Below are 25884 nucleotides of genomic sequence, written 5' to 3' on the forward strand. Positions count from 1 at the left end.
GATGGACTGGATTTTCGACTACGTGGACGAGACCGTCTTCGCCGCGGTGCTGCTCTTCGGGCTGTTCTTCGGGATGCTGGCCCAGGGCGTCGCCATCGCCGTGGCAATCGCCGTCTCCTCGATCCTGACCGGGCTGTTCTTCCTGCCGCCGGACGTGGCCTTCTTCGTCGCCGCCCAGAAGATGTTCGCCGGGCTCGACAGCTTCACGCTGCTGGCGATCCCCTTCTTCATCCTGGCCGGCAACATCATGAACAAGGGCGGGATCGCGATCCGGCTGGTCAACCTCGCCAAGCTCCTGGGCGGCCGCCTGCCCGGCGCGCTGGCCCATACCAACGTCATCGCCAACATGCTGTTCGGCTCGATCTCGGGCTCGGCCATCGCCGCGGCGGCGGCAGTCGGCGGCACCATGGCGCCGCTGCAGAAGAAGGAAGGCTACGATCCGGGCTTCGCCGCGGCGGTCAACATCGCCTCCGCGCCCTCGGGCATCCTGATCCCGCCGAGCGGCCCGCTCATCCTGTTCTCGCTGGTCTCCGGCGGCACCTCGATCTCGGCGCTGTTCGTCGGCGGCTACATTCCGGGCCTGCTGATGGGGCTCGCAGTGATCATCGTCGCCGGGATCATCGCCAAGCGCCGCGGCATGCCGGTCGAACCGCGTCCCGGCGGCCGCGAAGCGCTCGACACCGTGCTGCAGGCACTGCCCTCGCTGATGATGGTGGTCGTGGTGATCGGCGGCATCGTGATCGGCGCCTTCACCGCGACCGAGGGGGCGGCCGTGGCCGTGCTCTACTGCTTCGCGCTCTCGCTGGCCTACCGGCTGGCGACCTGGCGCGAATATGTCGAGGTCGTCCAGGAATCGGTGGTGATGAGCGCCTCGATCCTGTTCCTGATCGCCGCCTCGGGCATCATGTCCTACGTGATGGCGATCACCGGCGTGCCGGACGCGATCGCCGATGCGCTGCTCTACTTCCAGAACCCGTTCGCGATCCTGCTGATCATGAACGTCTGCCTGCTGGTGATCGGTTTCTTCATGGACCTCACCCCGGCCGTGCTGATCTTCACGCCGATCTTCCTGCCGATCGCGCAGGAGGTCGGCATGGATCCGGTGCAGTTCGGGCTGATGATGATCTTCAACCTCGGGATCGGCTCGATGACGCCGCCGGTGGGCTCGGTGCTCTTCGTCGGCTGCGGCGTGGCCGGGCTGTCGATCGAGCGCGTGTCGCGGCCGCTTATGCCGTTCTTCGTCACGCTGATCCTGGCCCTGCTGCTGGTGACCTATGTCCCGGCGCTGACGCTGGGCCTGCCGCGCCTCTTCGGCCTGATGTAGCCCGCCGCCTGCCCCGGTCCCGGGCAGGCGCGCCCCTCCGCCGGTCCGGCACGGCAAAGCGGCCGGGACTGCCGGAGCCGGTGCAGGACGGATCAAGGCAACATGGCCGCCGCCCGTGCGAGAAGCCATGCGGACCCGGTCGATCCCGGCCGTCGCGGCAATGGCATCATCATGGCCTCCGGCCGGATGACATCCGGGAAGCAGACCATCCCGGCGCCGCGTCCCATGCCCACGGGCGGCACCCCGTTGACCGGCGCGGCGATGTTTGCCTGCGCCGACCCTGCACGGGAGAAACGGGACCCGGGCGGCCCAAGCTGCCAGCCGTCCTGCGGCGCGCGCTGCAAGTGCTCATCCGTCATCTCGGGAACCGGAGGCGGCAGATCCTGCGGCCGCGCCGCGCGCGGGCGCAAGGATCTCCGCCGCGTCGGGATGCGCCGCGGGGGCGGCCTGGCCCGGCTTCTGCAGCATGATCGGCGCGGTCAGGTCCTGCACCCGGGCGAAGGTGCCGCGCATCTCCGCCTTCAGCGCCTCGCCCTCCGGCAGGCCGAGGAAGGCGGCCATCCGCTCCCAGCCTTCGGCATCCTTGGGCAGGTCATGGCTCTGGGCGTCCTGCACCATCTGGACGCGGTGCTCCCAGGTGCGCAGCTTGGCGTAATGCTCCGCCAGCTCGGCGGCTTCGGGCTTCGGGATCCAGCCCGCCGCCGCCAGCCGCGACAGCCCCTCGCAGGTGCCCCGCACCCGCAGAGACGGATCGCGCCCCCCTATTACGAGAGCCTCGGGCGCACCTGGGAGCGGGCCGCCTTCATCAAGGCGCGGCCGTCTTCTGGGGACATTGCGGCCGGACGGCGCTTCCTCAAGGAGATCCGCCCCTTCATCTGGCGCCGCCATCTCGATTTCGCGACGATCGAGGAAACCCAGGCGATGCAGGCCAAGATCCGCGCCCAGAAGAACACCTGGGACGATGCCCGGCTTGACNGGGCGCAACCTGAAGCTGGGGCCGGGCGGCATCCGCGAGATCGAGTTCTTCACCCAGACCCGCCAGATGATCGCCGAGCGCGTGTCATGCAGCGACACGTCCTTGCGGTCGATCAGGTCCAGAAGGCGTCCCGGCGTGGCGACCAGCAGGTGGACGCCGCGCGACAGCTTCTGGGCCTGGCGGTTGACCGAGGCGCCGCCGGTGACGATGGCCAGGCGCAGATGCGCGCCGTCGGTGATCATCGAAAGGTTCTCGAAGATCTGCTGCGCCAGCTCGCGGGTCGGCGCGAGGATCAGCGCCTGGGCGCTGCGCAGCTTGCACTTCTGCTGGTCGTGCATCAGCTTCTGGGCGAGCGGCAGGCCGAAGGCCATGGTCTTGCCGGTTCCGGTCTGGGCGAGGCCCATGACGTCGCGGCCTTCCAGCGCGTGCGGGATGGCCTTTTCCTGGATCGGGGTCGGGTCGGTGATCTTGGCGGCGGCAAGCGCCTCCAGCAGGCGGGGCTTAAGCCCCATCTGGTCGAAACTCATGAAAGGATATGTCCTGTCGTGGCGGCTCGAAGCCGCGAAATGGGTCCGGCGAAGTCCGGGGAGGTGCTGCGGGCACCGCCGCATCTTCGGGAGCGGCGGGCGTAACCGCAGACCGGGACGGCCGCAACGAAGGGACATCCGGGCATCCGGCGCGTGCTGGGCAGGGGCGCGGGCGATTACGAGACCAGCACTTGGGGGCAGCGCGGCATAAAGTCAACCGGAAACCCGGGCGGACGGGAAATTGAGGCAGTGTTGCAGAAGTCGTCTGTCGTGGGAATTCACGTCGTGAATCCCATGAGGTAAGCCCGCATCAGGACCAAGCCAGAAGCTGCCCGCGACGGCCCGGCGACCTGGAAATTTTTGATATCCTTTGAGACCTGACCCTGGCAGCCGGGACATTTCCGTTGAGAACCGACCCATGTGCGACCTCGCCCCCGGCTTGATCATCCGTGGCCGGCGGCGTGGCCGGCATGGCATTTCCGGATGTGATCCGGGGCTCGGGCATTGCGGGACCGGCTGCCGGTCCGGGAGAGCTGCCCATTGGGGCGCCGTCGCCAGCGGTGCTCGGACCGGTGGCGCATCCGATGGCAGTTCCGGGCCCGATGGGCGGCCCGGCGGACGGGGCGGTGCCGGAGCGCGGCGCGTTAGCCGGTAAGGCGGTACAAACCGAGTGCTTACAGTCTTGGAATGTTTTTCCTCGATTTTGGGGCCTGCGAACGTGTGCGCGAGTTTCTCAACACAATCGTCCTGAAGCCGCTTTCTGCAACAATGTCCTTCTGATCTCCCGTCTGGACGGCGCTTGGCGCCGTGCATCGCTTCGCGGCCGCCTTGCTGGGAGGCGCGCGGCCAGTTCCTTCCCCCTTGCCGACAATCCGCCCTTGCCGCACCGGCGTCCCGAAGTCCGGGACGTGACCGGGAACCTACCAGGTTGACGCCGCGTAGGATTTGCCACTGTGTCATTTGTCACAGAACCGCGCAGGGCAGATTGCTAGCGTCTTCCGGAACTTGCCCCGTCCGGGGCGCGAGGGAGACACCAGCACATGCTCAGCCCCGGCAACCGGCAGGCGAGCAGCCCCTTGGCCGGGGCTGTCGCGCGAACCTTGGCCGTGCCTTCCCTTGCCGCCGCCATGCGGCGTGTCCGCATGGCGGCGCGCTTTTCGGACCTGTCCCTGCTGATGCCGCCGCACGGAATGCGGGCGGCTGCGCCTGGTCGGCAGACCGCGTGGCCGCCTTTGCCGTGCGCATGGCGATGGCGGCCTGACCGGGAGCGCAGCTCTGAATGACAGACCAGTCCCGTTCCCCGATGGCTCCCGAATCCCGTCTGCCGGACCTGCTGAGGGCCGGCAGCGTCATTCCCTATGCGCCCCCGGCGGCCTGTGCCGCCGCGCCGCGTGATGCGCCGCCGTGCTCTGCCGGGGCGCAGCCGGAAATGGCGCCGGAAACCTGGCCATGCGGCGGCGCCCCGGACCTGGACCCGCCAGCGGTTTCCGATGCCGCTCCCCGATCCGCCATGCCCGTCCGGGCATGCCCCGTCACCTTGCATCCGAGGACTTTGCCATGACCCCCGGCCTCATCCGAGCCAACCAGCGCGCCGACGGCGCTTTCCTGTCCGAAGTGCTGCTCGAAAACGGCCGCCTCGCAGAAAGCAACGGCACCGTGACGGCGCTTTGCCTCGACGCGATTTGGCCAAGCCGCGAAGATCCGCTGCTTGCCGAAGGCATCGCGGCGGCGCTCGGCTATCTCGAAAGCTGCGAAACGCCCGGCCGTCCCGGCCATTTCGGGCTGCATCCTGCCGGGACGCGCCCCGTCTGGAGCGGCGCAAGCCGTTCGCCCGAACTGGACGCCACCGCGCTGATCGCGGTCACGCTGCACCGCTACGGACGCCGCAGCCTCGCGGATCTGCAGGCGATCTACCGCGAGGCGCTGGTGCCGGTCCGTGTCGACCAGCTCACTGCCGCATCCGAGCCCTGGCATGACTATGATGTCTTCGGCAGCTGGCTGGTGCCCGACTTGCTCGGGAACCCGGTCGATGTGACCGCGAATGTCAACACGCTCGTGCTGCTTGAGCTGCTCGGCCAGCCGATGGCCGAGATCCCCGCGATCCGTCTGATGCTCGCCCGTGCGCTGGAATGGGCCGGAGGCTCGAAGGCGCGGGTGCAGCGGCTTTCGCCCTGGCATCCCGAGCCGGTCGAACTGGTGCGGGCGCTTGAGCGGGCGGAGAGGCTGGGCGTCGGCGGGCTGTCGCACATGATTGCGGAGCTGCGCAAGCTGTGCTGGGTCCGGAAGGATCTCGAATCCGAAGCGCCGCTGCCGCTGCGCGGTGCCGGCGATGGGCATCCGGCCTGGTGCTGCAAGCTCCTGCACGAATTGCGCCGGTCCGATCCGGCCCCTGTCCGGCGGCTCCGCAGCGTTCAGTAATCCCGGGGCCGTCGCGGTCGCGACAGTGCTGCGGGCGCACCTGCCGCAGCGGGGCAGGCGAAGCGGTGCGGGGGCTGCGGCGCCGCGGCTGAGCGCCTCCAGTCCCAGCGCCCCGGTCCCGGCAAAGAGGTCGAGCACCCGCGCGCCGTCGACCGGATCGCCGAACCGACCGCCCTCGATGACGTTGAACAGGCTCTCGCGCACCCGGTCGGTGGTGGGGCGCAGCTGGTGGCCGGGATCGCCCTTGCCGACCGGGGTCAGGGCGCGGCCGCGCCAGCGTCCGGCAATGATGCGCATGGGTCTCGCCTTTTCTCTGGCCGCGCGGGAAAGGATCTGGCGCGGGCGGTTTGCGCCCCTATAACTGTCCGCGGACAGGACGCAAACATGAGAAGGATGCGCACCATGACCATCGAAGCCGGACAGGCCCTTCCCGCGGGCACGCTCGTCAAAATGGGGGACGCCGGTCCCGAGGCGGTCGAGATCGGCACGCTGACCAAGGGCCGCAAGGTGGTGATCTTCGCGGTTCCGGGCGCCTACACCCCGACCTGCAGCTCGGCGCATGTGCCGTCGTTCATCCGCACCAAGGACGGGTTCGCGGAAAAGGGCGTCGACGAGATCATCTGCGTCTCGGTCAACGACCCGTTCGTGATGAAGGCCTGGGGCGAGGCGACCGGCGCAGAAGCCGCCGGGATCACCATGCTGGGCGATGCCGACGGCAGCTTCACCAAGGCGCTCGGCCTCGACTTCACCGCACCGCCGGCCGGGCTGATCGGCCGCTCGAAGCGCTACGCGATGCTGGTCGAGGACGGGGTGGTCACCACGCTGCACCTCGAGGAAAGCCCCGGCACCTGCGAGATCTCGGCCGGCGAGGGCCTGCTGGCGGCCATCTGAGCCGCGGGGGCGCCGGCGGCGCTCCGCAAAGAGCTGCCCGGCGGTTGACGCACTTTGCCGGGCAGCACCGGACCCGGGCGGGGACGCTCCGGGTCCGGAAAGGCGATCCTCACGGACCGCTGAAACCGTCGCCCCGCCGGGAGGGAAAGGTAGCCGGGCGGAGCTGCGGCCTCATTCCGCGGTGATGACCGTCATCACCAGCTCGCCGCCGGGCTTGATCGGACCGTCCTCGGCCGCGCCCAGCGTGTATTCGAAATCTCCGGTCGCCATGCCGCCCGCCTCGGAATGCACCATCAGCATCAGCATCTCGCCCGGCGCGACCTCTTCGGTGAGGATCGCGGCCACATCGATGTTGTCGCCGCCCCGGAGCGGCGCATGCCCGACCACCGGGCCGGGCTTCATGGCGGCGTCGGTGCGGTGCACCACCAACCAGCCGTTCTCCGGCGCCATCACATGCGAGGCGCTGACCACGCCGTTGGCGACGCTCTGGTCTTCGGCCATGACGCCCGCGGCCATCCCGTGGGACTCGGCGAAGGCGGCGGGAGCGGCAAGCAGCAGGGCGGCGGCGGTGATTTTCAGCATCGGTGGTCTCCTCGTTTGCAGCGCCGTGGCGCCGTTACGGGCAAGGATACGGAGACGGAGATGCAGACGGATGCAGGCTCACGGATGCGTGAAGGGAAAATTATGGTCCGAAGGCCGAGGCGCCCGAACGCAAGAGATGCCGCTCAAGAACGAAGAAGACGCCCTTCGTCGCGCCTAAGATAGGCTAGCGAATAAGCGTACGCACTTTGGCCAAACGATCAAGCCTCGCGCACTTCTGTCCAAGCACGCGCGGTGGCTACCAAGAGCCTTTGCTCTTTCTCCGAGAACATCGAAAAGTAACGCAACAAATCGTCCAGTTCGCGTGCGGCAGTCGGTAACGTGACCAAACTGAATATGGTAACTTCACAAGCCACGGCGATCTTCTCGAGAGTATCAATACGCGGGTTTTTGGCTCTTCCTTTCAAGATATCGGTCAGCGACCGGCCATCACCCTCGTTGCTTGACGCGTTCAAGATGAATCCCCTCGATTTGCGCAACAAGGCCACAGAACCCCAAGGCAAAACCAAAAAGGTCTTTTCGCGTTTGCAGCCGAAGGAGAAGCTGCCTCTCACGACCTCTCATCGGGCGACCGAATAGGGGCTCGCTCCGGCCTTGCGGCGGCGCGGCAGCTTGGCCATCGTGCCGATGGTTCACAGCTGTCACCATGCCGGGCCGAAAGGGCGGAACCTGCCGGTCGCGCCTGACGCCCCGAGCGCCCCCTGGCAGCCCTTTCCGACCTGTCGCGTCAGCGCCGGGCTGGCGCGGCCCACTGCGACCGGCCTAGTGAAGCGGACTTGCGGCACCGCGGCGAAGCCCAAGCGTTGGAACTGCGAAAGCGGTCGGTCACGGCGGGCAGAGCGTGGTGGGCGCCGACCTGGCCGCGCCGATCAAGTCCGGCCGTTCATCGTTGCCGCCCTTGCTGGCGAAGAGCGCATAAAACGGTCGCTCGCCTGCCACTGGAAATTCGGGCTTCACGCAGGGAATGCCGTCGCTGGACTTCATGACTTCGATCTCCGTGCCGCGGCGGATTTCCGGATTTCGACATTCACTCAGCAGAGCAATTTGGTCCCGTTCCGATCGGCAATTGCCGACTCTGCTTTCTGTCTGCCGATTTGCATGCGGCTTTCACCGCTCACGGGCAGCTGCGGGATCCGGTGGCCTTCTCGCGCCTGTCGCGGATCTCCTGCACGGTGTCGTCCAAGGCCGTGCGGGTCTCAGCCGCGTCCGCGGGATCGACGAATTCACGCGCATTCCATGCGTTCAGCGCCGCCTCCGCCTGTACCGTGCGGCCAGCCTCCTGAAGGATCGCGACCTTCTCCAGCGCCGCGAATTCCGCAGCCATGCCGCCGGACGCTTCGGCTCTGGCGAGTTCCGCCAGAGCGGCATCCGGGCGGCAGGCAACCGCAAGCTCGCCTGCCTTGCGGACCGCACCGGTATCTCCGGTGACGCCGCAGGCGGCCAGTGGCAGGAGGATGGCGGCAAGTCCGGCGATGCGCCCGCGGCGGCGGGTCTGGGTGCTGCGGATCAAGGCAAGCTCCTTTGAGTCCGTTGAATGAACAAATCCAGCATAGATCGCCACATTTCAATTCAAACTGGAACATGTGTCGCATTAACGCTTCACAATGTTTCTTCCATCCTCCGGGCCGGGAGTGAGCACGGCTGTGAGGGATCGACCGGCAAGCCGAGAGCCTCGTTTGGATTGGCGCAAGGAGATGTCCATGACCCGTTGCTTCAGGCCTGCCGCCGTGGCTGCGTTGCTGTCACCCGACGCCGCTTGCCGGATCGGCCGGGAGACCGGCACATGTGCGCGGATCGGCGCCCCGGACAGCCGCCTTTCCGGCGCCGCCCTGCCGCCCGCGGAGGGCTGCTGATGTTGCATTCCCTGATCCGGCTCGTGCCGCTCGCGCTGGTCCTCGCTGCTTGCGTCGCCGGGGAACCGGGTCCCGGCAGTTCCGGCCTCTCGGGGACGCCCGGGGAATTCGCGGCGATGCGCGCGCCCTGCATCGCGCAAACTGCGCGGCTGACCGGGCTGCCGCAATCGCGCATCCCGGTGGCCGACAGCCTGCAGACCGGCGGCGGGCCGATCCTGATCCTCGACGCGGGCGGTGCGCGCCATACCTGCCGGTCCGAACCGGATGGCAGCGTCACCGTCTTCAGCGAATATGCCAACTAGCCCCGGTCCGGCACCGGGCCCTGCCAAGCGGAGCTGCCCCATGCGCCATCTGACAGCCCTCCTTCCAGCCTTGCTCGCCGCGCTGCCTGCCTCCGGCGAGACCTCGGCCCCCGCGGGCAGCCTGCGCGTCGCGGCTGCGGCCGAGCTCCTTTCCTATCCCGATCCGCAGGCCCCGGCCGTCACCCGCTTGGCGGCGGCAACTCAGCGGCGTCGAAATTACACCAGCACCTCGGACATTATCGCTGGCGCCTGAATGCGCCACGCCAAGCGTATCTCCTCGATGGTCGGGACGTGATCCCGCTGGCCGCCGTGTTGCAGCTTCACGTTCTGCAACACGCCGTCGGGCGCCAAGTCGCGGGTTGCCGCCCAGCGGAGCATGGCGGGCAGGTCACGCAGAGTTCGGCTGGCGTTGCCACGCGCAGGAGGCTTGTCGGCCACCCTAAGGCAGCCGGGCGCATTCAGCATGCTTGCGTCCTTCTCCAGCAGCGGCCTGAAGACGTATCGCACGCCTGAATCCCTCTGGCTGGTGGGCCGCAGGTGCCCATGGGCTTGCTCTCTTCCTTCCAGCATCGCACGAATGCTAGGGACCGGAACCGCAGCGATTGCGGCGCGCGCCTGGTCCCGCGCTTCTCCGGCGCCCATGCCGGGCCAAGTGCCGACGGCGGTGCATTTGGGGGGGGGCGCACGGCAGCACGCGCCGGATCCCCCATCCGGCTTCCCTCCGGTATCGAAGGATCGCAAGCCCCTTCACCTCGTCGTCCGACAGCTCCACCCGCTCGGGGGAGTTTGGCGCGCAGTGTCCGTTCCGTCGGTCTCATGCGTCCATCCTCCGGCCTTGCGGGCAAGCCGGGGCCGCTCTGGCTTCAATTCGCCGTGGCGGCTGGTGGGGCCCAATGGGCGAGAATGGGAGGCTGGAACGTTTGGCGCAACTTCCATGGTTCTGTAGTCCAAAGACTAATCTGGCCGGGGTGTGGGCCGGAGCCAGATTGCGTGAGCCAGTGGAAGCGTTCGCATTTCCGCGCGGAACCGTCCCCCGGATCGTTTGCCGACTCTCCGGTCCCCCGAAGTTGGGCGGCTGTCGGCGGGTCGATGGCCGGGGCGTGCGTGGCGGCATTGTCCTGATCGATCGCAAAGCTTGCGCTGGCGCGACGCGCCCGCAGAGCATCGCCCGGGCAGGACCTTGCACACCCCCTGGCGCCGGATCGGCGTCCTGGCCCGGATCATGGACGGCCCGGCCCGGAAGGCCAATATGCGAAGACTGTCAGGATGCGGGCGATCTTTCTCCGGGCCCGCCGGTCGGCATGGGCTCGAAACGGCATGCCGCCACAGGCCTTCTCGGGAGGCCGCTCAGCTTCTGCCTGGCGCTGCCCTCCTCTCGGGACAGTGCTGCGCGCGGCCCTGCCGGCAGAAGATGAATGGCGGCAAGGCCGCTGCCCCGGCGCAGGGCGGCGGATCACGGCCCGTGAGCCATGCGGCCGATCGGTCCGGGGGCATGGCGAAGGCCGGCTGGACCCGCAACGTCTTGGACGCGCCCGCCATTCGGACCTGCATCCCGTCGCGGCGGTGCCGCAAGGCGGCAGTTCCGGACGGACAGGCGCGGACAGCGGATCGGCTGCATGTTCGGCGGCCTCGAGGGCTGGCGCTGCGCTGCAAACCGATGCGATCGGTGCCCGCTTGTGTCTGCTCCGCTCTCGCTGGCACCCTTTCTTTTGGATGTGGCCCTTGGCCCGGGCTGAAGGTCTCCGGGGGAGGGCATGGCCCCTCGCGAGGTTGGCTGGGCGTCATCGCATCGCCGCTGCATCCGCGCCGGTCGTCGTTCTGCCGCGCCGGGGCGCCATGACGTGCAGTTGCCTGTTTCCGGTCTCCGGCGGGGGAGGCCCGTGCGGGCCGGAGCATGATTGCAGACAGACGGGAGCGTGGCGAAGGCTGCTGTCCGGGCATGCCGGTCCGGTGCGGGCGGCTGGGCGGGCCGGTGATCGGGCCGTGAGGCGCGTTCTTCCGGATGGGCTTGTGATCCGGGAGGCGGACTGGCTGCCGCACTCGCGCGGTGCCATGCCGCGGAGGGCGGAGCGGGCATCTGCGGCGGTTTGCGGGGCCCTGGGCGGGCAAGCGCCGCTACCTGCAGCTCGAGCCCGCGCCAATTCCGGAGGCCGCGCGCCGCCGACCTTTCGTCCTGGCGGACCGGACCCCGCTCGCCGGGCCGCAGGACCTCGTCATCCGGATCGCCGAGGCCGCGGCCCGCCTGGTCGGCGAGGCGGATTTCCGCCATGTCAGGAATTGCGAAGGGCCGTCCTGCACGCTGTACTTCCTGGATGTCAGCAAGAACCACAGGCGCCGGTGGTGCTCGATGGAGGTCTGCGGGAACCGGGCCAAGGCGGCCGCCTTCCGCAAGCGCTGAGCCCGCTTGCGCCCCCGCAGGCCGCCGCTGCCTGGGACAGGAGTGCCGGCATGCCGCAGCAGGTCCGGTGCAGGCGTCGCTGCCGGGCAAAAAACGGCCGCGGAGCCGGACGGAGATTGCCGTGCCGCCGCGGCGAAGGTGGGTAACCCGGGCTGTAGCATATCTGACGGCCATGTAATTCCGCGTCATTTGAGATTGCAGCCCCGGCCCGGTACGACCGATGCATCGGTTCGCCGACACGCGGTCCCGCAAGTCCGCCGCATCGCCCGGCCTGCCAGCCTCGGCCGTGCGCCGGACCTCCGGGACCCGCAGCCCGAAAACTCCCGATCCCGGCACGCGGTGCCGGGGCGCGGCCACCTGCCCTGAGCCAGGGCCGCCCGCTCCGGTCCTCCGGACCGGCCCGCAAGGAATGCGCGAATGACGAAGCCTTTTCTCCTTCTCCTGCTCGCCGGGAGCGTTGCCGTCCTGCTCTGGCTCCTGCGCGGGCAGGAGCTTGATCTCGCGACCCTGCGGGCGCAGCTCGACGGAATCGCCGCCCTCCGCGCGGCCCGCCCGGGGGCGACGGCAGCATTGTTCGCGCTGGCCTATGTGGCAGTCACCGCGCTTTCGCTGCCGCTTGCGGTCTGGATGACGCTCGCCGCCGGGGCGCTCTTCGGTTTCTGGCAGGGGCTGGTGCTCGTCTCCTTCGCCTCGGCCGCCGGTGCCACGCTGGCTTTCCTGGCGGCGCGCTACCTGGCCCGGGACTGGGTGCGCGCCAAGCTCGGCGGACGCGCGGCCGGGCTCGAGGCCGGGCTGGCGCGCGACGGCGCCTTCTACCTCTTCTCGCTGAGATTGATCCCGGTCGTGCCGTTCTTCGCGCTGAACCTGCTGATGGGGCTGGCGCCGGTCCGGGCCTGGACCTTCTACTGGGTCAGCCAGGCCGGGATGCTGGCGGGGACGGCGGTCTACGTCAATGCGGGCACGCAGCTGGCCGCGCTCGACAGCCTTTCGGGCATCGTCTCCGCCCCGGTGCTGGCCTCCTTCGCCGCTCTGGCGCTGTTTCCCTGGGCCGCGCGCGGGGCCCTCGGCCTCTGGCGCCGGCGCCGGATCTATGCGGGCTGGACCCGGCCGAAGCGGTTCGACCGCAACCTGGTCGTGATCGGCGCGGGGGCGGCGGGGCTGGTCTCGGCCTATGTCGCGGCTGCCGTCAAGGCGCGGGTCACGCTGGTCGAGGCCGGCGACATGGGCGGCGATTGCCTGAATTACGGCTGCGTTCCGTCGAAGGCCCTGATCCGCAGCGCGGCCCTGGCCCGCCAGATGCGCCACGCGTCGGAGTGGGGGCTGTCCGACACGCCGCCGGCCATTCCCTTCGACCGGGTGATGGAGCGGGTGCATGGCGCCATCGCCGCCATCGCGCCGCATGACAGCGCCGAACGCTACGAGGGCCTGGGGGTCGAGGTGATCAAGGGGCATGCCCGGATCGCCGATCCCTGGACGGTCGAGATTGCGGGCCATGACGGCACGTCCCGGCGCCTGGCCAGCCGCGCGATCATCATCGCAACGGGCGCCGCGCCGGTCCTGCCGCCGCTGCCCGGGCTCGGCGAGGTGGATCCGCTGACCTCCGACACGCTCTGGACCCGGCTGCGCAACCGGCCGGAGGCCGGCCGTCAGGAACACTCGCCTCATCTCTCCTCCTTTGAAATGGCAGCGGAACCCTGATCCGGCAGGGCATTTGCCTTTCCGGGCCGTTCCGGATCACTCGGCGCGGCGGCCAGTTTCGTTGAGCTCCTTGTCGAGCATGATGTCGAACTGGTTGCCGCCCTCGCAGATCACGTCGTCGAGGTCGTAGCCCTCGTCCTCCATCTCGATGTCACTGGCGTCCATCTGGCAGTTCATTTCCGCCAGCTTTGCCATGATCGCATCGACCGTTTCCTGCGGCACGTCCTCGGCCAGGGCCGGACCGGCGGCAAGCGCCGCTGCCGCGGCCAGGATCAGGTGTTTCATCGGGTTTCTCCTCCTCGGATGTGGCCTGTCGGGTGGTGCGGAATGACCGGGAGCGGCCCCGGCCGGCCTGGGAGCTGCCGGGACCGGGGCCGCCGCTGTCTGCAGGAGGGGCGCTTGAGGAGGCCCGTCCTGCGAGCTGTCGATCCGCAACCGGAGGAGGTCCGTCGACCGGTGCCGTGCCGCAATTCCTGCAGCAGGGGGGCAGCTGTCCCATGTTCCGTCCTCCTCCCGCGGGCTTGCGGCCCGCCTTGCAGGAGCCACACTAGCGGGACTTTCTGAGACCCGCCTGAGCGGAACCTGAGAGAACTCTGAGAGTGTCCTAGACCTTGGTCTTAACCCCGGCGCTCAAACGCCGGCGGCGATCCGGAAGCCGAAACCGCGCACCGTGCGCAGGAGGTCCGGCGCCCCCGCCGCCGCCAGCTTGCGGCGCAGGTATCCGGCGTAGACATCGACCACATTGGTCGTGTGCGTACCGTCGTCGTTCCAGACCTGCGCCAGCAACTCGTCGCGGCTGACGGCGCGGCGGGCATTGCGCACGAGATAGGCGAGCAGCTCGAATTCCCGCTGGGTCAGCGACAGTTCCCTGCCGTTGCAGGCCGCGCTCCGCGCCCCGAGGTCCAGCAAAACCGGCCCCGCCGCCAGCGGCGCCGCGCGCGCATAGCTGCCCGCCCGCCGGATCAGCGCGTCGATCCGCGCCAGGAATTCCGCCGTCGAGAAGGGCTTGGCCATGTAGTCGTCGGCGCCGAGCCGCAGCCCGCGCACGATGTCGGCCTCGCCATCGCGGCAGGTCAGCATCATCACCGGCGTCGTGACTGCCTGTTCGCGCAGCCGCTGGCAGATCTCGAAACCGCTGAAGCCCGGCAGCATGACGTCGAGCACCACTGCCGCCCGGCCGGGCTCGGCCGCGGCCTCGAGCCCGCTCTCGCCGTCGCGGCAGAGCTGCACTTCATGCCCCGCGCCACGCAGCGTGTCGCACAGCAGGTCCCCCAGATCCGGGTCGTCCTCGACCACCAAGATGTCCATCCTGTCCTCCCTCCGCAGGCAGCCGGATCGTCACGCTGAGACCGCCCTCCCCGCGATCGGCCAGCGCGATGCTGCCGCCCATCTCCTCGGCAATCTGCCGCGCCATGGCAAGCCCGATCCCGCGCCCGCCGGTCCCGCGGCCGAGCGGCAGGCTGCCTGCCAGACCCGGGCCGCGATCGGCGACGGTGACTACCGCCATCCCGTCCTCCTGCGCCAGATGCACTTCCACCGGTCCGGCATCGGCGGCATGTTCCAGCGCGTTTTCCAGCACAGCGTCCATCAGCCGTTCCAGTTCCTCGCGGTCGCAGGCCAGTTCCAGCGGCGCCTCCAGATCCGACGCCAGCCGGAAACGCTCGCCGCCGGGCAGGATGCGCAGTGCCGCGATCCGGCCATCGAGGAATTCCGACAGCTCGACCTGTTCGCGCCGCCCCAACAGACGCCCATCCTCCGACTGCGCCAGCTTGGATAGCGCCGAGAGCCGCTCGGTCACGGCATCGAGCGCCGACAGTGCACGGGCAAGCCGCGGATCGGGCGGGCTGCCGGGCGGGGCCAGCACCTCGACGCTGCCGCGCGCCACCGCGAGCGGGGTCTTCAGCGCATGGCCGATATCTTCGAGAAAGCGAGTTTCTCGATGCGCCGGTCTCGGGCGGCCCGGCGGGCGCGGCAAGCGGCAAGCTGGCGATCTGGATCGGCGGCGACCGCGCGGCCTTCGACGCAGCCCAGCCGGTTCTGTCGGCGATCGCCGACCAGGCCCGCCATGTCGGGGAAATCGGCGCCGGATCGATAGCCAAGCTCGTGCACAACCTGGTCTCGACGGTGATGATGCAGTCGATCGCGGAAGGCATGACCATCGGCGTCAAGGCCGGGATGGACCCGCTCGACCTCTACGAAGCGCTGCGCGCCGGGGCGACAGGGCGGGCGCGGTCCTTCGACAGCATCCAGCGCCGCTGGCTGCCCGAGAACCTCGACCCGCCGCATTTCCAGCTGCAGCTCCTGCACAAGGACGTCAAGCTGGCCGTCGAGATGGCCCGCGAGGCCGGCGTGCCCGCGCGGCTGTCGCAGATGGCGCTGGAAGACATGACCGAGGCGCTGAACCGCGGCTGGGGCGGGCGCGATGCGCAATCGGTGCTGATGCTGCAGCAGGAGCGCGCGGGGCTCGAGCCATTCGGCCTGTCGCTGGAGGATGTCGCGGCGGTGATGGACCGCAGCTGAGCGCACCGCCGCCCTGGATCCGGGGCGGCGGGACATCGGTCAGGAGCGTTTGAGGAGCTCTTCGTTATGCTCGCCCAGAAGCGGCGGCAGGCTGCGCGGCAGCGCGGGCTGGCCGTCGATCTGGATGCCGAGCCCGATCTGCGGCACCACGCGGCCCGCCTCGTCCTCGGCGGCATAGAACAGCCCCCGCGCCTGCAGCTCGGGATCGCCCGCCACCTCGTCGACCCGGTTGATCGGACCGGCCGGCACCCGCGCAGCGGCAAAGATCTCCAGCCATTCCGCCCGGGTCTTCGTCCGCAACAGCTCCTGGATATGCGCCACGATTTCGGCGCGAGCCTCCCGGCGCGTGGCATTGGTCGCGAATTCGGGCCGCGCGGCATAGTCCGGATCGCCCATCGCCTGCCAGAACCGGGCCCAGATCGCATCCGAGCCGAGCCCGAGATTGATCGGCGCATCCGCCGTGTCGAAAGGCTGGTAGATCGCGATGACGCTGTCGGTCCCGCCCGAGCGCACCGGCACTTCGCCCGAGCCCAGATAGGAGGAAATCCGGCAAGTCAGGAAACGCGTCATGCTCTCGACCAGGCTGATGTCGATCTCGTGGCCCTTGCCGCTTTTCTGCCGGTCCATCAGCGCCGCCATCGTGGCCATCGCCGCGTCCTGGCCGGCCAGCATGTCCGCGGCCGGCGCGCCGATCTTCTGCGGCGCTCCCCCCGCGGCGCCGGTGATGTCCATGATGCCGGAATAGCCCTCGGCGATCAGGTCGTAGCAGGTCAGCTCCGCCCGCGGACCGCGCAGGCCGAAGCCGGTGATCGACACGAAAACGATGTCCTCGCGCATCGCCCGGACGTGGGCGTAGTCGAGCTTCAGCTTGCGCTGCACGTCCGGCGGCTGGTTGGTGACGAAGACATCCGCCCCTGCGACCAGCTCTTCGAGCGCTGCGCGATCCTCCTCGCGGCGCAGATCCATCGTGACGCTCTTCTTGTTGCGGTTCACCGATGTGAACCAAAGTGCCTGCCCGTCGAGAAAGGGCGGGCCCCATTGCCGCGCATCGTCCCCGGCCGGGCGCTCGATCTTGATCACCTCTGCCCCGAAATCGGAAAGCAGCATGGTGGCGTAGGGGCCTGCGACCGAGGTGGTCAGGTCGACCACCCGCAGCCCCGACAGGAAGCCGAAGCCCTGCCCCGTCTTCACCCGCGGCAGCTCATGCCCCGGCACCGTGTTTCCGTCCTGGAATTCCTGGCTGTGCCCACTGTCCATGGCGTTCTGTCACCTCCTCTTTCTGCGGGATGACGCAACATCCGTGCCAGTGCTCCGCACCGTTTCCCGACATGGAAAAGGCCCCCGGAGGGGCCTTTTGGGGTCATCGGCTTGCGGGCGGCTCAGAGCTTTGCGGTCAGCTCCGCTGGCCGGTCCGCAGCTGCCCGCCGGAACGGGTTGGCAAGCACAAGAGCGCGCCGGTCCGTTCCCAGCGTCTGCCGGACGGCGCCAGGCGCCGCGGCGAGCCGGGCCTGTCACCCTCCCCGCCCGGGCTTCCTTGAGAGAACGTCGGCGAGGCGGGTGACGGTGCTTCCGCCCAACTGCGGATGCGGGCAACACAGGGCCATTCACGGACTGGCGTTCCGACCTTGCGGCGCAGTGCCTCGAGGAGAGCGGGGCGCTGTCGCCCGGCGCCGGTCATCGGCACCTGCCTTGCGCTCCGCATCCGGCGGCTCCGGACAGTGAGTTGCGTGACGCGGCGCGGGCGGCTGTGCAGAGAGCGCCGCCCATTTTTCGCCTGCCGCGCCGGATCCGCCGTGAACCGCGCCAGGGTGCGCTTTCGCGGGGAAGGAGCGCGATGCTGCAGCGGAGGCTCCCCGCCAACGGCGCATGGCGGCGCGGGAGAGCGGCAAGCACTGATTTCCAGCCTGAGGCACAGCTCCTTTTCGACCGGGATGCGGGCATCTGCCCAGCCGGTCCGGATCGGCCTGCCGGCATGCGCGGGCGACTTCCGGGCTCGGCTTGAAATGACCCACGGCTGGACAGGGCGGCGTCACGGGGCGCATCGTGGCCGCCGGCGGCTTTTTTGGGGACGATCAGGGCAGCCACCGGCCAAGGCGACGGTCGGCGGGCGATCCCCGGTTCGGTGCCGACGCGCAGCTTGCGGGCGCCGCGCCAGCTGCGCGCAAGGTTGCAGCCGATGGGGTCTGCCGATGCCGCGCTGACGCTTGGCGTGCCGGGCAACGGTCCAGGCTGAAAGCGAAGCGGAGGGGCTGCCGCTGCCGGACGGAGACATGCCCCGAGCGGCGGACGGGATCTCCTCCGCAGCTTGATCGGCGCATGGGGCAAACAGGCAGGGGAAGTGTCGAAGTCCCTGTCCGGGCACGGAACGGGCACGGCCCGCGCCCGGCCGCTGGCGGAGGCCGGACATGTCGCAGCCTCCGTCCCGGACCGAACGGGCGCCGCCGGAAAAGGCGGCCCGGCAGAACCTGCGGCACCCGCAGGGCAAAGCCCGGCCATGGGACGGCACTGCCGGCAAACCTGCACTTCAGCGGCCGCAGTGCAAGACCGCATGTCTTTTCCGAGCGGCGCGCTGCCGGGGGCTGAGCCTGTATCCTGATCGCGTCGGGGCACTTGCCGCTGTCTTGCCCCTGTCCGGTCCCGCCGGTTCCGGCTATGTATCCCGGGGCAGGAGGGCGGCAGGCCATGATCCGGATCGAGGAAAGCGATGCGCTGCGGGTTCTGGCCCGCGACCCGCCGGATTCCGGCCAGAAGCGGATCCTGCTTTCCTTCACCGGCATCGGCAACCAGATGGGCGGAATGCAGGTCCAGGAACCGGAATTCTTCACGGCCGGCAATGCCTTCGACAACATCTTCTTCATCAGCGACCTGATGCGCAGCTGGGGCAATGCCTACGATTTCGCGGCGCTCTGCGACCGGCTCGGGCCGCATCTGGCGGGGCGCGAAGTCTGCGCCCTGGGCAATTCGATGGGCGGCTTCCTCGCGATCCTCGCCGCGGCCCATCTGGACATCGAGGCGGTGGCGGCCTTCGTGCCGCAATTCAGCGTCGCGCCGCATGTCGTCCCGGAGGAAACCCGCTGGCGCGAGCATGTCGGCGCGATCCGCGACTGGCGGGTGCCGTCGCTCGACGGCCGCTTCAACCGCCGCACCCGCTATCACGTCTTCTCGGGAAATACCGGCGAGGAGCGCGTCCATTCCCGGCTGTTCCCGGTGCAGCCGAACCTGTTCCACGCGGTGCCGCGCCGCTCGGGCCACAGGCTGGCCAAGAAGCTCAAGGAGCGCGGCGTGCTGCGCGACGTGATCTCCGCCGCCTGGGAAGGCAGCCTGACCGGGCCGCGCCTGGCCCGCATGGCGGGATGCGCGGTCGAGATGCTCTCGGGCGGCAGCCCGGCCCGGCCCTCGTGCGTGGGCGCAGGCTGGAGCACGCCGCCCGGGCGGCACTGCCCGGCCTCGCGCCCGAGCCGCAGCAAGAGCCCGCAGAGCCGGGTCTCGACATCATGCATCACCAGCCCGAAGACCTGGTCGTTGAGCACCCGCGTCCGCCGCGCCAGCTCCGTCGCCAGGTCGAGCGCGATCACCGGCTCGGCCAGCAGCAGCGCCCGGAATTCCGGGGTCGGCATGTGCAGCAGCAGGCAATCGGTCTCGGCATGGACCGTCAGCGAGCGCGGCTCGTGATCGAGCACCGCCATCTCGCCGAACAGCGTGCCCGGACGGATCGTGCTGAGCACGAGGTCGCGCCCGCCCGGCGAGCTGTCGCGGCCAATGAGGCGGCCCGCCACCAGCACGAAGACCCGGTCGCCGGCATCGCCCTTCTCGAACAGCGTCTGCCCGGCCGCCAGGGCCTGCCTGCGGAACCCGGCCTGCACCCGGGCAAGCGCGGCGCCGCCGAGCCCGGCAAAGATCGGCACCCGGTGCAGGATCTCGCGGATCCGCTCCGCTCCGGGGCTACCGCCGGGATCGCTGGGCATCGGCATTTCCGGGATCCTTCCTGCCTGCCGGACGGATCGTAGCCGCGGCGCAAGTTTCCGCAAGGGCGCAGAATCGACGGCCCGCCTAGCCCGCCCGCGGCAAATTTCCAGTGAGGACGCTGCAGGGCACCGAGAAAGCGATGTTCATTTGCAACAGCCTGCCGGCAAAATCGGCATACATCTTGAGGGGACAGACTGGGCGTCCCCCAAGATGCCCGATTCGTTAAAGCCCGGTAAACAGCATCGGAATGAAAACCGAGCTGCAAGCAACTAAATGCTCTGACATGACATTAGGGCTGTGCTAGCGTTTTTGCCGTAGGCAGGAGCCGACCGGAAAACCGGCGGCAGAAAAATCAGGCAGGTGACGTCAATGAAACGTCTGGGGCAGCGGACAGGCTGGGCCGCCGTGATTGCGGCGCTCCCCCTCGTCATACTCGCATCCTTATCCACTCCCGCAGCCGCCCGGCAATATGCGGACCTCGTCATGGACGCAAGAACCGGGAAAGTGTTGCATTCGCAGAACGCGGACACGCGGCTGCATCCGGCATCGCTCACGAAGATGATGACGCTCTACGTCGCCTTCGAAGCGGTGGAGCGCGGCGAAATCTCGCTCGACACCAAGGTGCGGATTTCCAAGGCGGCCGCGGCCGAACCGGCATCGAAGCTCTATCTCAAGGCCGGAAGCTCCATCGAGCTGCGCTACCTGATCCGCGCGGCGGCGGTGAAATCCGCCAATGACGCGGCCCATGCCATCGCGGATGCGGTGGGCGGCTCGGTTCCGGGCTTCGCGGCGCGGATGAACCGCACCGCCAAGGCGCTGGGAATGAGGAACACCACCTTCAAGAACCCGCACGGGCTGACCCAGTCCGGCCACCTCTCGACCGCGCGCGACATGTCGGTCCTAGGGCGCCACCTGTTCTATGACTATCCCGAGTACTACAACCTGTTCTCGCGGATCACCACGGATGCCAAGGTGACCACGGTGGCCAATACCAACCGCCGCCTGCTCAGCTCCTACCGCGGCGCCGACGGGATCAAGACCGGCTACACCAACGCCGCCGGCTCGAACCTCGTGGCCTCGGCGGAGCGCGGCGATGTGCGGATCATCGCCACCGTTTTCGGCGGCTCCTCGGCCGCGGCGCGCAACAAGCGCGTGGCGGAGCTGCTGGATCTCGGTTTCCGCAAGGCGCCGAAATACGCCAAGGTCGACAAGCCGCGGAAGCCCAATTACGCCGTCGCCAGCGCCCGCACCGTCGTGCGATCCAGCGCCGTGCCGCAGGCCCGCCCGGCCCATGTCATCGCGCTGGCCGCCGCGCGCAGCAACATCGTGATCGCCGAGGCCGACATCCAGCAGGCGCTGGAAGAGGCCCAGGAAGCCCCGGCGGCCGAAAGCGGCCTGCCCGAGGAACTGGTCGCGCGCTCCTTGAGGCCGTCGAGGCGCCCGAGACCGCGGCGAAGCCCGCCGAGGCGAAGATCGTCGCCGTCGCCAGCCCGCCCGGCGCCCGGCCGACCCATTTGCGCGCCGCGTCATAGGCCGCCGTGGTGATCCCGGCATGCATCGCCAGGAAGCCGATGGTGATGAAGAGCGGCAGCACGCTCAGCGCGTAATGCCCGGAATTGGCATGGGGCACGATGCCCGCCAGCCCGGTCGCGACCGTCGGGTTGCGCAGGATCATCATCCCCGCGATCCCGGTGAAGGCCGAGGCATAGGCCACCGGCACGCCGATGACGACCAGCAGGACCAGCACGAGGATGCCGATCACGCCGAGGGTAATGGGGTCCATGTCCGGCTCCTCACTCGTAGGGGGTTGTCTCGATCGCGTCGGCGGGATGGCCGAACAGCCGCGACCCGTCCCGGTCCGCCACCATCAGCCGCGCCGCCTCCGCCCATTGCAGCGCCAGCCGCAGCGCCAGCAGCCCCAGCGACAGCGTCACCAGCAGGATCCCCGGCCAGAGCGGCAGCCCCAGCTCCGGCGTGTCCCCGCCATTCGTCCAGGCGCGCTGGAAATTCAGCCAGCTGCCCTTGACCAGCACCACCGTCACGAACAGCGCGACCGACAGCGCGAACAGCTCCGACAGCCATTTCGCCGTGCCGCTGCAGCGGTCGCTGACCAGCGTCATGCGGACATTGCCGAAATGGCTCTGGCAATAGGCCACGCCCAGCGTCACCAGCGCGACCATCATCTGCTCCACCAGGTCGATCGAGCCGCGGATCGCGTGGTTGAAGAGGCCGCGCCCCAGCACCTCGGCGCAGACCAGCGCCATCAGCCCGAGGATCAGCACCCCGGCCACCAGCGCCGCCGCGCGCTCGACCCGGCCGAGCAGCCGGTCCGCCGTTTCTATCATCTGCCGCATCGGGCCTCCCTCCGTTCTGGCGCCGGACCGCGCGCCCCGCGCGGCCCGGGGACCGGGTCACTGGCCGGGCTGCGCATCGGCCGCTTCGGCGATCATCAGGTCGAAGAGCTCCTGCCCGGGATAGCCGCGCGCGGTGATGTCCTCGATCCACTCCTGCCAGCTCGGCTGCGCCGCGCCATCCAGCACCGCGCGGATCTCGGGCGTCACCGGAATGCGGGCGAGGCCGCGCTCGGCGAAGATTTCCTCGTTGGCGGCATCGGCCTCGGCATAGGCTTCGATCTGGTGGGCATAGGCCGCCGGGACCGCCTCGCGCAGCAGCTCCTGGTATTGCGGCGGCAGCGCGGTCCAGGCGTCGAGGCTTGCCGCCACGGTGCATTGAATCGTGCCGAGGTTCCAGCCATCCGTGACCCAGTCCGACAGCTCGTGGAACCGGTAGGAGACGAAGGCATAGGTATAGGGATAGGCCACCCCGTCGATCACGCCGCGTTCGAGCGAATTGTAGAGATCGGGGGCGGGCATGGTCGAGGGCACCGCGCCGAGCGCCTCCATCAGCACCGCATGCCCGGCCGAGGCGTTGATCCTCAGCCCCTCCCAGTCGGCGGCGGTCGCGGGCGCCGTGCCGCGGCCCATCACCTCGTAATTCGGCATCAGCGCCGACATCAGCGGCACCGCGTTCCACTTCGCCCATTCGCCATGGATCGCCGGATGCGCCAGGAAGGCGTCATAGGCGGCGACCTGCGCCTCGAAGCTCGGCAGCGGCAGGAAGGCCAGGCTCATCCCCATCGAGGCAGGCGTCTTGTCGGGGTGGTAATAGGGGCAGATCGTCGCCGCCTCGAAGGCGCCGAGCTGCAGCCCGTCGATATTCTCCTTCGGATCCGACAGCACCGCGCCGTATTCCAGCGACAGCTCGAAGCGGCCGTCGGTCTTCTCCGCCAGGTAGTCCTTCAGCCCCTCGACGCCCTCGGTGAAGCCGCGCCGCGCGCCCCAGAGCGAGACCAGCCAGCGGACCTGCGGTCCCTCCACCTCGGCAGCGGCGGCCGGGCCCGGCCATGTCCCCGCCACGGCGGCGCTCAGTTAACCCGCTTGACGGGCACGAGGATCTTCATCGGCCTACTCCTGTTCTTCCCCCGGTTCGAACCCGGGCTCGCCGGAGACGTGTTATAGGCCCGGTTCGCGGAGAAACAGCGCAAATTCGTCGTGGAAGGACCGCAAAACGTCACGCCAGCGCCCCGGACGGCATAATTCCGCAAGGCTTCTGAAAGGTTCCGGCGGGATTGCGCTAACGGAAAAGCGGCGCCCGGGCGGGGCGCCGCAGCTTGATTCCCCGGGCGCGGCCTCAGCGGTTGGCGCCGGGAACCCACAGCACGTCTTCGGCACCATTGGCATTGGCAACGCGCGAGGCGACGAAGAACCAGTCGGACAGCCGGTTGAGATACTTGAGCGCGGCCGGATTCACCTCGTCTTCCGCGGCCAGCGCGGCGGTCAGGCGCTCGGCACGGCGCGATACGGTGCGGCACAGGTGCAGATGCGCGGCCAGCGCCGATCCGCCCGGCAGCACGAACGACCTCAACGGCGCCAGCGCTCCGTTCATCGCGTCGATCTCGGCTTCTAGCCGGTCGACCTGGGCGGCCACCATGCGCAGCGGCGGGTAGTCCGCCTCGGCATCCTTCGCCATGCCGGGACGGCAGAGATCGGCGCCGAGGTCGAACAGGTCGTTCTGGATGGCAGAGAGCCGCGCGGCGATCTCGCCTTCGGCATGCAGCCGCGCCATTCCGATCGTGGCATTGGTCTCGTCGACCGTGCCATAGGCCTCGACCCGCAGCGCATGCTTCGGCACCCGGCTGCCATTGCCGAGCGCGGTATCCCCGCCATCGCCGGTGCGGGTGTAAATCTTGTTGAGAACGACCATCAGCCTCCGATGCCTCCACGGATTGCCACGAAAAGGAGGATCAGAAGCACTGCCACGAATTGAGCGATCAGCCGGTAGCGCATCAGCCGGTTGCCGTGCTTGCGGTTGAATTCGCCGCCTCGCGAGAACCCGCCGACCCCGATCATCAGGATGACGAGCACGGCCAGGCAGGCCGCGGCGGCAAGCAGGAACAGCGGATCATTGGCCATCGGACCCTCCCGGAACTGGTACAGGATCTAGCCGGATCGGGCCGGAAAGCGAATGGCAAACTGGCCCGGAACGGAAAAAGGCGGGCCAACTGCCCGCCTTTCCTCAAACTGCCGGACCGGGTCCGGTCCGCAGATGGCGCTGCCTCAGGCGGCCGTCGCGCGCTTGGCGCGGTAGTGCAGCTCGCGCATCAGCGCCTTGGCGGCAAGGGTCATCCCGGAGTTGTTCAGCTCTTCGATACGGCGTTCGAGCTCTTCGTCGCTCATGGGCATGGGTGTCTCCTTTCAACTATCGTACGCCAGACAGGAAAGAAACGCGCCCCGGAGCTGGCTTGCGCCTGCCGGTGAACGAGTCTGGCCTGACTGATTTCGAACCGGAGACACGCGCGCATGAAGCGCGGACCAGCCCCGGCGACCGTCCCGCCCGCTGGAAGCGCGCCCGGACCGTCTCTGTGGGGCTTATATAGGGGCTGAGTCGGTGGTCTGGCAACCCCTGTGACCTTTTTTGCCCGGTCAGCCGGTCCAGAACCGCTTCAGGTTGACCGCCATGTCGGCCAGATCGCCGGCCCGCGCCATGCCGTGTTCGGGGGCGGCGAGCTGGCCGCCGGGCGTCGAAAGCGCCCGCACCAGCCGCCGCAGCCGCCAGCAGTGGATGCCGAGAAGCGATTGCAGCGGATCGGTGATCAGCCCGGCAAAGGTGGAAACGAGCGCGAAGACGGTGATCAGCGCCACCGCGCAGAGCGCGATCAGCTGCGGGTCGGGCCGCGCCGGAAATACGCCGTACCACCACGCTCCGGCCATGCCGCCGAGCGGGAAGGCGGCGATCGCGGCCGATTGCGCGACCACCCCGGCGATCAGCGGCGCCAGGGAAATCACGCCGGGCGTCAGGGTCTTGAAGGCCGCGCCGGTGCCGATCGCGCTGGCGGTAGCGGTCATTTCGCCGGTCGCCGCGCGCACCTCGGCATAGCTGCGGGAACTGGCGCGCCAGGCCGCCGATGCCGGTCCCGTGGCCGAGCTGCGCGCCCAGGTGGAGGCCGATCCGGCGAACCACCAGGCCCGGTTCGACCTGGCGACCGCGCTGCATGCCTCGGGCGACGTGCAGGGCGCCGTCGACGAGCTGCTGGATCTGTTCCGCCGCGACCGCGAATGGAATGACGGCGCGGCCAAGGCCCAGCTCTTCACCATCTTCGAGGCGCTGAAGCCGACCGATCCGATCGCCCAGAAGGGCCGCCGGAAACTTTCCTCGATGATATTTGCCTGATCGCGGCTGGGGACTATCATCAGATGATGTTCTCCGCTGCCGATCTGCCTTCGACCCTTCCGGTCTTCCCGCTGCCCGGGGCTCTGCTGCTGCCCCGGGCACGCCTTCCGCTCCATATCTTCGAGCCGCGCTACCTCGCGATGCTCGACGACACGCTGAAAACCTCGCACCGGCTGATCGGCATGATCCAGCCCAGCGAGGCACCGGGCGGCAAGGAGAAGGGGCTGCACGCGATCGGCTGTGCCGGGCGCGTGACCGGCTTCTCCGAGACCGAGGACGGACGCTACATGATCACCCTCTCGGGCATTTCGCGCTTCCGCATCCGCTCCGAGGCCTCGGGCTTCACCGCCTACCGGCGCATGGATGTCAGCTGGGAGGGCTTCGGCCGCGACCTGGGGGCCGTCGAGACCGATCCCGGTTTCGACCGCGGCTGTTTCCTCGACCTCCTCGGCCGCTATTTCGAGCAGTCCGGCCTGTCGACCGACTGGGACAGCCTGAAGGAGGCCGAGAACGAATTGCTGATCAATTCGCTGTCGATGCTGTGTCCCTTCGATCCGGAGGACAAGCAGGCCCTGCTGGAGGCGCCCTCGCTGCAGACCCGGCGCGAGACGCTGGTGACGCTGATCGAATTCGCGCTGCGCGGCGGCGGCCAGGGCGAGGGGGCGATGCAGTGAGCGGCGC

At 69.0% G+C, this 25884-nt stretch carries 27 protein-coding genes and 6 pseudogenes; 13 read left to right on the forward strand and 20 right to left on the reverse strand.

Annotated features, from left to right (window positions below):
* Window position 1 precedes the first annotated feature (1 nt).
* A complete protein-coding gene (locus C7T91_RS20895; RefSeq protein WP_108260943.1) occupies window positions 2-1324 on the forward strand; it encodes a TRAP transporter large permease in 1323 nt (440 codons plus the stop codon).
* Between the two features lie 348 nt (window positions 1325-1672).
* Here C7T91_RS20895 and C7T91_RS36445 read toward each other — a convergent pair whose 3' ends face one another.
* Window positions 1673-2062: a [protein-PII] uridylyltransferase family protein gene (locus C7T91_RS36445; protein ID WP_236638386.1), complete on the reverse strand. Its 390-nt coding sequence runs from the start codon at window positions 2060-2062 to the stop codon at window positions 1673-1675.
* A 15-nt stretch (window positions 2063-2077) separates the two neighbouring features.
* On the opposite strand from C7T91_RS36445, the pseudogene C7T91_RS36450 reads away from it, so the two are divergent.
* Window positions 2078-2375, forward strand: a pseudogene (locus C7T91_RS36450) ([protein-PII] uridylyltransferase family protein); the annotation flags it as partial.
* Between the two features lie 59 nt (window positions 2376-2434).
* On the opposite strand, the pseudogene C7T91_RS38610 reads toward C7T91_RS36450, so the two are convergent.
* Window positions 2435-2965 (reverse strand): annotated as a pseudogene (locus C7T91_RS38610) (DEAD/DEAH box helicase); the annotation flags it as partial.
* A gap of 1419 nt (window positions 2966-4384) precedes the next feature.
* Here C7T91_RS38610 and C7T91_RS33730 point away from each other — a divergent pair.
* Entirely contained in the window at window positions 4385-5245 is an 861-nt protein-coding gene (locus C7T91_RS33730; protein WP_201742235.1) for a hypothetical protein, read from the forward strand.
* 75 nt (window positions 5246-5320) lie between these two features.
* On the opposite strand, the pseudogene C7T91_RS20905 reads toward C7T91_RS33730, so the two are convergent.
* Window positions 5321-5542: pseudogene (locus tag C7T91_RS20905) on the reverse strand (RsmD family RNA methyltransferase); the annotation flags it as partial.
* A 105-nt stretch (window positions 5543-5647) separates the two neighbouring features.
* Here C7T91_RS20905 and C7T91_RS20910 point away from each other — a divergent pair.
* A complete protein-coding gene (locus tag C7T91_RS20910; RefSeq protein ID WP_108260944.1) occupies window positions 5648-6136 on the forward strand; it encodes a peroxiredoxin in 489 nt (162 codons plus the stop codon).
* A gap of 171 nt (window positions 6137-6307) precedes the next feature.
* Here C7T91_RS20910 and C7T91_RS20915 read toward each other — a convergent pair whose 3' ends face one another.
* From C7T91_RS20915 to C7T91_RS20920, 4 genes are all read right to left on the reverse strand, one after another.
* Window positions 6308-6718, reverse strand: coding sequence for a DUF7282 domain-containing protein (locus tag C7T91_RS20915; RefSeq protein ID WP_108260945.1), 411 nt, complete (start codon window positions 6716-6718; stop codon window positions 6308-6310).
* Window positions 6719-6936: 218 nt separating this feature from the next.
* The gene (locus C7T91_RS31780; RefSeq protein WP_145962963.1) at window positions 6937-7290 is read right to left on the reverse strand and encodes a hypothetical protein; all 354 of its coding nucleotides are present in this window, start codon (window positions 7288-7290) and stop codon (window positions 6937-6939) included.
* A gap of 271 nt (window positions 7291-7561) precedes the next feature.
* Complete coding sequence (locus tag C7T91_RS32800; protein WP_161556032.1) at window positions 7562-7720, reverse strand: hypothetical protein; 159 nt, start codon at window positions 7718-7720, stop codon at window positions 7562-7564.
* A gap of 130 nt (window positions 7721-7850) precedes the next feature.
* Window positions 7851-8246 carry a hypothetical protein gene (locus C7T91_RS20920; protein ID WP_108260946.1) on the reverse strand — a complete coding sequence of 132 codons (396 nt, stop codon included), beginning with the start codon at window positions 8244-8246 and terminating at the stop codon, window positions 7851-7853.
* A 342-nt stretch (window positions 8247-8588) separates the two neighbouring features.
* Between C7T91_RS20920 and C7T91_RS20925 the strand changes: the two genes are divergently transcribed.
* Window positions 8589-8891 (forward strand): hypothetical protein, encoded by a 303-nt coding sequence (locus tag C7T91_RS20925; RefSeq protein WP_108260947.1) that lies wholly within the window; start codon window positions 8589-8591, stop codon window positions 8889-8891.
* Window positions 8892-8931: 40 nt separating this feature from the next.
* Complete coding sequence (locus C7T91_RS31785) at window positions 8932-9144, forward strand: hypothetical protein (protein WP_145962964.1); 213 nt, start codon at window positions 8932-8934, stop codon at window positions 9142-9144.
* Here the strand turns inward: C7T91_RS31785 and C7T91_RS31790 are convergent.
* Window positions 9108-9398, reverse strand: coding sequence for a hypothetical protein (locus tag C7T91_RS31790; protein WP_161556033.1), 291 nt, complete (start codon window positions 9396-9398; stop codon window positions 9108-9110). The genes C7T91_RS31785 and C7T91_RS31790 overlap by 37 nt on opposite strands.
* A gap of 1540 nt (window positions 9399-10938) precedes the next feature.
* Here C7T91_RS31790 and C7T91_RS20935 point away from each other — a divergent pair.
* Window positions 10939-11289 carry a CGNR zinc finger domain-containing protein gene (locus C7T91_RS20935; RefSeq protein WP_108260949.1) on the forward strand — a complete coding sequence of 117 codons (351 nt, stop codon included), beginning with the start codon at window positions 10939-10941 and terminating at the stop codon, window positions 11287-11289.
* 417 nt (window positions 11290-11706) lie between these two features.
* Window positions 11707-12987, forward strand: a complete 1281-nt coding sequence (locus C7T91_RS20940; RefSeq protein WP_108260950.1) for a bifunctional TVP38/TMEM64 family protein/FAD-dependent oxidoreductase — start codon at window positions 11707-11709, stop codon at window positions 12985-12987.
* 36 nt (window positions 12988-13023) lie between these two features.
* On the opposite strand, the gene C7T91_RS20945 is transcribed toward C7T91_RS20940, so the two are convergent.
* The 3 genes from C7T91_RS20945 to C7T91_RS20955 all read right to left on the reverse strand — a co-directional run bounded on the left by C7T91_RS20945 (window position 13024) and on the right by C7T91_RS20955 (window position 14872).
* Window positions 13024-13272, reverse strand: coding sequence for a PepSY domain-containing protein (locus C7T91_RS20945; protein ID WP_108260951.1), 249 nt, complete (start codon window positions 13270-13272; stop codon window positions 13024-13026).
* Between the two features lie 345 nt (window positions 13273-13617).
* On the reverse strand, window positions 13618-14295 hold the full coding sequence (locus C7T91_RS20950; RefSeq protein WP_108260952.1) for a response regulator transcription factor: 678 nt from the start codon (window positions 14293-14295) through the stop codon (window positions 13618-13620).
* The gene (locus C7T91_RS20955) at window positions 14219-14872 is read right to left on the reverse strand and encodes a sensor histidine kinase (RefSeq protein WP_330848870.1); all 654 of its coding nucleotides are present in this window, start codon (window positions 14870-14872) and stop codon (window positions 14219-14221) included. Before C7T91_RS20955 ends, C7T91_RS20950 begins: the two co-directional genes overlap by 77 nt.
* On the opposite strand from C7T91_RS20955, the gene C7T91_RS20960 reads away from it, so the two are divergent.
* The gene (locus C7T91_RS20960; RefSeq protein WP_201742184.1) at window positions 14803-15507 is read left to right on the forward strand and encodes an NAD(P)-dependent oxidoreductase; all 705 of its coding nucleotides are present in this window, start codon (window positions 14803-14805) and stop codon (window positions 15505-15507) included. The genes C7T91_RS20955 and C7T91_RS20960 overlap by 70 nt on opposite strands.
* Before the next feature lie 39 nt (window positions 15508-15546).
* Here the strand turns inward: C7T91_RS20960 and C7T91_RS20965 are convergent, their stop codons facing one another.
* Complete coding sequence (locus C7T91_RS20965; protein WP_108260955.1) at window positions 15547-16764, reverse strand: CaiB/BaiF CoA transferase family protein; 1218 nt, start codon at window positions 16762-16764, stop codon at window positions 15547-15549.
* A gap of 1895 nt (window positions 16765-18659) precedes the next feature.
* On the reverse strand, window positions 18660-19289 hold the full coding sequence (locus C7T91_RS39770; RefSeq protein ID WP_407943327.1) for a Crp/Fnr family transcriptional regulator: 630 nt from the start codon (window positions 19287-19289) through the stop codon (window positions 18660-18662).
* On the opposite strand from C7T91_RS39770, the gene C7T91_RS36465 reads away from it, so the two are divergent.
* Together C7T91_RS36465 and C7T91_RS20975 are read left to right on the forward strand one after the other, a co-directional pair.
* Complete coding sequence (locus tag C7T91_RS36465) at window positions 19176-19514, forward strand: hypothetical protein (protein WP_236638388.1); 339 nt, start codon at window positions 19176-19178, stop codon at window positions 19512-19514. The genes C7T91_RS39770 and C7T91_RS36465 overlap by 114 nt on opposite strands.
* A gap of 328 nt (window positions 19515-19842) precedes the next feature.
* A pseudogene (locus tag C7T91_RS20975) lies at window positions 19843-20916 on the forward strand (D-alanyl-D-alanine carboxypeptidase family protein); the annotation flags it as partial.
* 37 nt (window positions 20917-20953) lie between these two features.
* Here C7T91_RS20975 and C7T91_RS39775 read toward each other — a convergent pair.
* The 7 genes and pseudogenes from C7T91_RS39775 to C7T91_RS21005 form a co-directional block, all read right to left on the reverse strand.
* Window positions 20954-21256, reverse strand: a pseudogene (locus C7T91_RS39775) (TRAP transporter large permease subunit); the annotation flags it as partial.
* Between the two features lie 10 nt (window positions 21257-21266).
* The gene (locus C7T91_RS20985; protein ID WP_108260959.1) at window positions 21267-21827 is read right to left on the reverse strand and encodes a TRAP transporter small permease; all 561 of its coding nucleotides are present in this window, start codon (window positions 21825-21827) and stop codon (window positions 21267-21269) included.
* Window positions 21828-21884: 57 nt separating this feature from the next.
* Window positions 21885-22889, reverse strand: a complete 1005-nt coding sequence (gene dctP, locus C7T91_RS20990) for a TRAP transporter substrate-binding protein DctP (protein WP_161556034.1) — start codon at window positions 22887-22889, stop codon at window positions 21885-21887.
* Window positions 22890-23163: 274 nt separating this feature from the next.
* Window positions 23164-23736: a cob(I)yrinic acid a,c-diamide adenosyltransferase gene (locus C7T91_RS20995; RefSeq protein WP_108260961.1), complete on the reverse strand. Its 573-nt coding sequence runs from the start codon at window positions 23734-23736 to the stop codon at window positions 23164-23166.
* On the reverse strand, window positions 23736-23945 hold the full coding sequence (locus C7T91_RS21000) for a twin transmembrane helix small protein (protein ID WP_108260962.1): 210 nt from the start codon (window positions 23943-23945) through the stop codon (window positions 23736-23738). Before C7T91_RS21000 ends, C7T91_RS20995 begins: the two co-directional genes overlap by 1 nt.
* Before the next feature lie 144 nt (window positions 23946-24089).
* Entirely contained in the window at window positions 24090-24215 is a 126-nt protein-coding gene (locus tag C7T91_RS38055) for a hypothetical protein (RefSeq protein ID WP_269102301.1), read from the reverse strand.
* A 240-nt stretch (window positions 24216-24455) separates the two neighbouring features.
* On the reverse strand, window positions 24456-24878 hold the full coding sequence (locus C7T91_RS21005; protein ID WP_145962967.1) for a DUF6635 family protein: 423 nt from the start codon (window positions 24876-24878) through the stop codon (window positions 24456-24458).
* Window positions 24879-24915: 37 nt separating this feature from the next.
* Here C7T91_RS21005 and C7T91_RS21010 point away from each other — a divergent pair.
* A pseudogene (locus tag C7T91_RS21010) lies at window positions 24916-25203 on the forward strand (tetratricopeptide repeat protein); the annotation flags it as partial.
* A 26-nt stretch (window positions 25204-25229) separates the two neighbouring features.
* The gene (locus C7T91_RS21015; protein ID WP_108261662.1) at window positions 25230-25877 is read left to right on the forward strand and encodes an LON peptidase substrate-binding domain-containing protein; all 648 of its coding nucleotides are present in this window, start codon (window positions 25230-25232) and stop codon (window positions 25875-25877) included.
* Window positions 25878-25884: the final 7 nt, after the last annotated feature.

The sequence above is a fragment of the Mangrovicoccus ximenensis genome, assembly GCF_003056725.1.
Lineage (GTDB): Bacteria > Pseudomonadota > Alphaproteobacteria > Rhodobacterales > Rhodobacteraceae > Mangrovicoccus > Mangrovicoccus ximenensis.

Coding starts and splice junctions, on each gene's coding strand:
- C7T91_RS20995 (WP_108260961.1), bottom strand. CDS start 23,736: ATGGTCGTTCTCAACAAGATTTACACCCGCACCGGCGATGGCGGGGAT.
- C7T91_RS21015 (WP_108261662.1), top strand. CDS start 25,230: ATGTTCTCCGCTGCCGATCTGCCTTCGACCCTTCCGGTCTTCCCGCTG.
- C7T91_RS33730 (WP_201742235.1), top strand. CDS start 4,385: ATGACCCCCGGCCTCATCCGAGCCAACCAGCGCGCCGACGGCGCTTTC.
- C7T91_RS20945 (WP_108260951.1), bottom strand. CDS start 13,272: ATGAAACACCTGATCCTGGCCGCGGCAGCGGCGCTTGCCGCCGGTCCG.
- C7T91_RS20915 (WP_108260945.1), bottom strand. CDS start 6,718: ATGCTGAAAATCACCGCCGCCGCCCTGCTGCTTGCCGCTCCCGCCGCC.
- C7T91_RS32800 (WP_161556032.1), bottom strand. CDS start 7,720: ATGAAGTCCAGCGACGGCATTCCCTGCGTGAAGCCCGAATTTCCAGTG.
- C7T91_RS20940 (WP_108260950.1), top strand. CDS start 11,707: ATGACGAAGCCTTTTCTCCTTCTCCTGCTCGCCGGGAGCGTTGCCGTC.
- C7T91_RS21005 (WP_145962967.1), bottom strand. CDS start 24,878: ATGACCGCTACCGCCAGCGCGATCGGCACCGGCGCGGCCTTCAAGACC.
- C7T91_RS20910 (WP_108260944.1), top strand. CDS start 5,648: ATGACCATCGAAGCCGGACAGGCCCTTCCCGCGGGCACGCTCGTCAAA.
- C7T91_RS20925 (WP_108260947.1), top strand. CDS start 8,589: ATGTTGCATTCCCTGATCCGGCTCGTGCCGCTCGCGCTGGTCCTCGCT.
- C7T91_RS20895 (WP_108260943.1), top strand. CDS start 2: ATGGACTGGATTTTCGACTACGTGGACGAGACCGTCTTCGCCGCGGTG.
- C7T91_RS20985 (WP_108260959.1), bottom strand. CDS start 21,827: ATGCGGCAGATGATAGAAACGGCGGACCGGCTGCTCGGCCGGGTCGAG.
- C7T91_RS38055 (WP_269102301.1), bottom strand. CDS start 24,215: ATGCCCATGAGCGACGAAGAGCTCGAACGCCGTATCGAAGAGCTGAAC.
- C7T91_RS21000 (WP_108260962.1), bottom strand. CDS start 23,945: ATGGCCAATGATCCGCTGTTCCTGCTTGCCGCCGCGGCCTGCCTGGCC.
- C7T91_RS20965 (WP_108260955.1), bottom strand. CDS start 16,764: ATGGACAGTGGGCACAGCCAGGAATTCCAGGACGGAAACACGGTGCCG.
- C7T91_RS20950 (WP_108260952.1), bottom strand. CDS start 14,295: ATGGACATCTTGGTGGTCGAGGACGACCCGGATCTGGGGGACCTGCTG.
- C7T91_RS31785 (WP_145962964.1), top strand. CDS start 8,932: ATGCGCCATCTGACAGCCCTCCTTCCAGCCTTGCTCGCCGCGCTGCCT.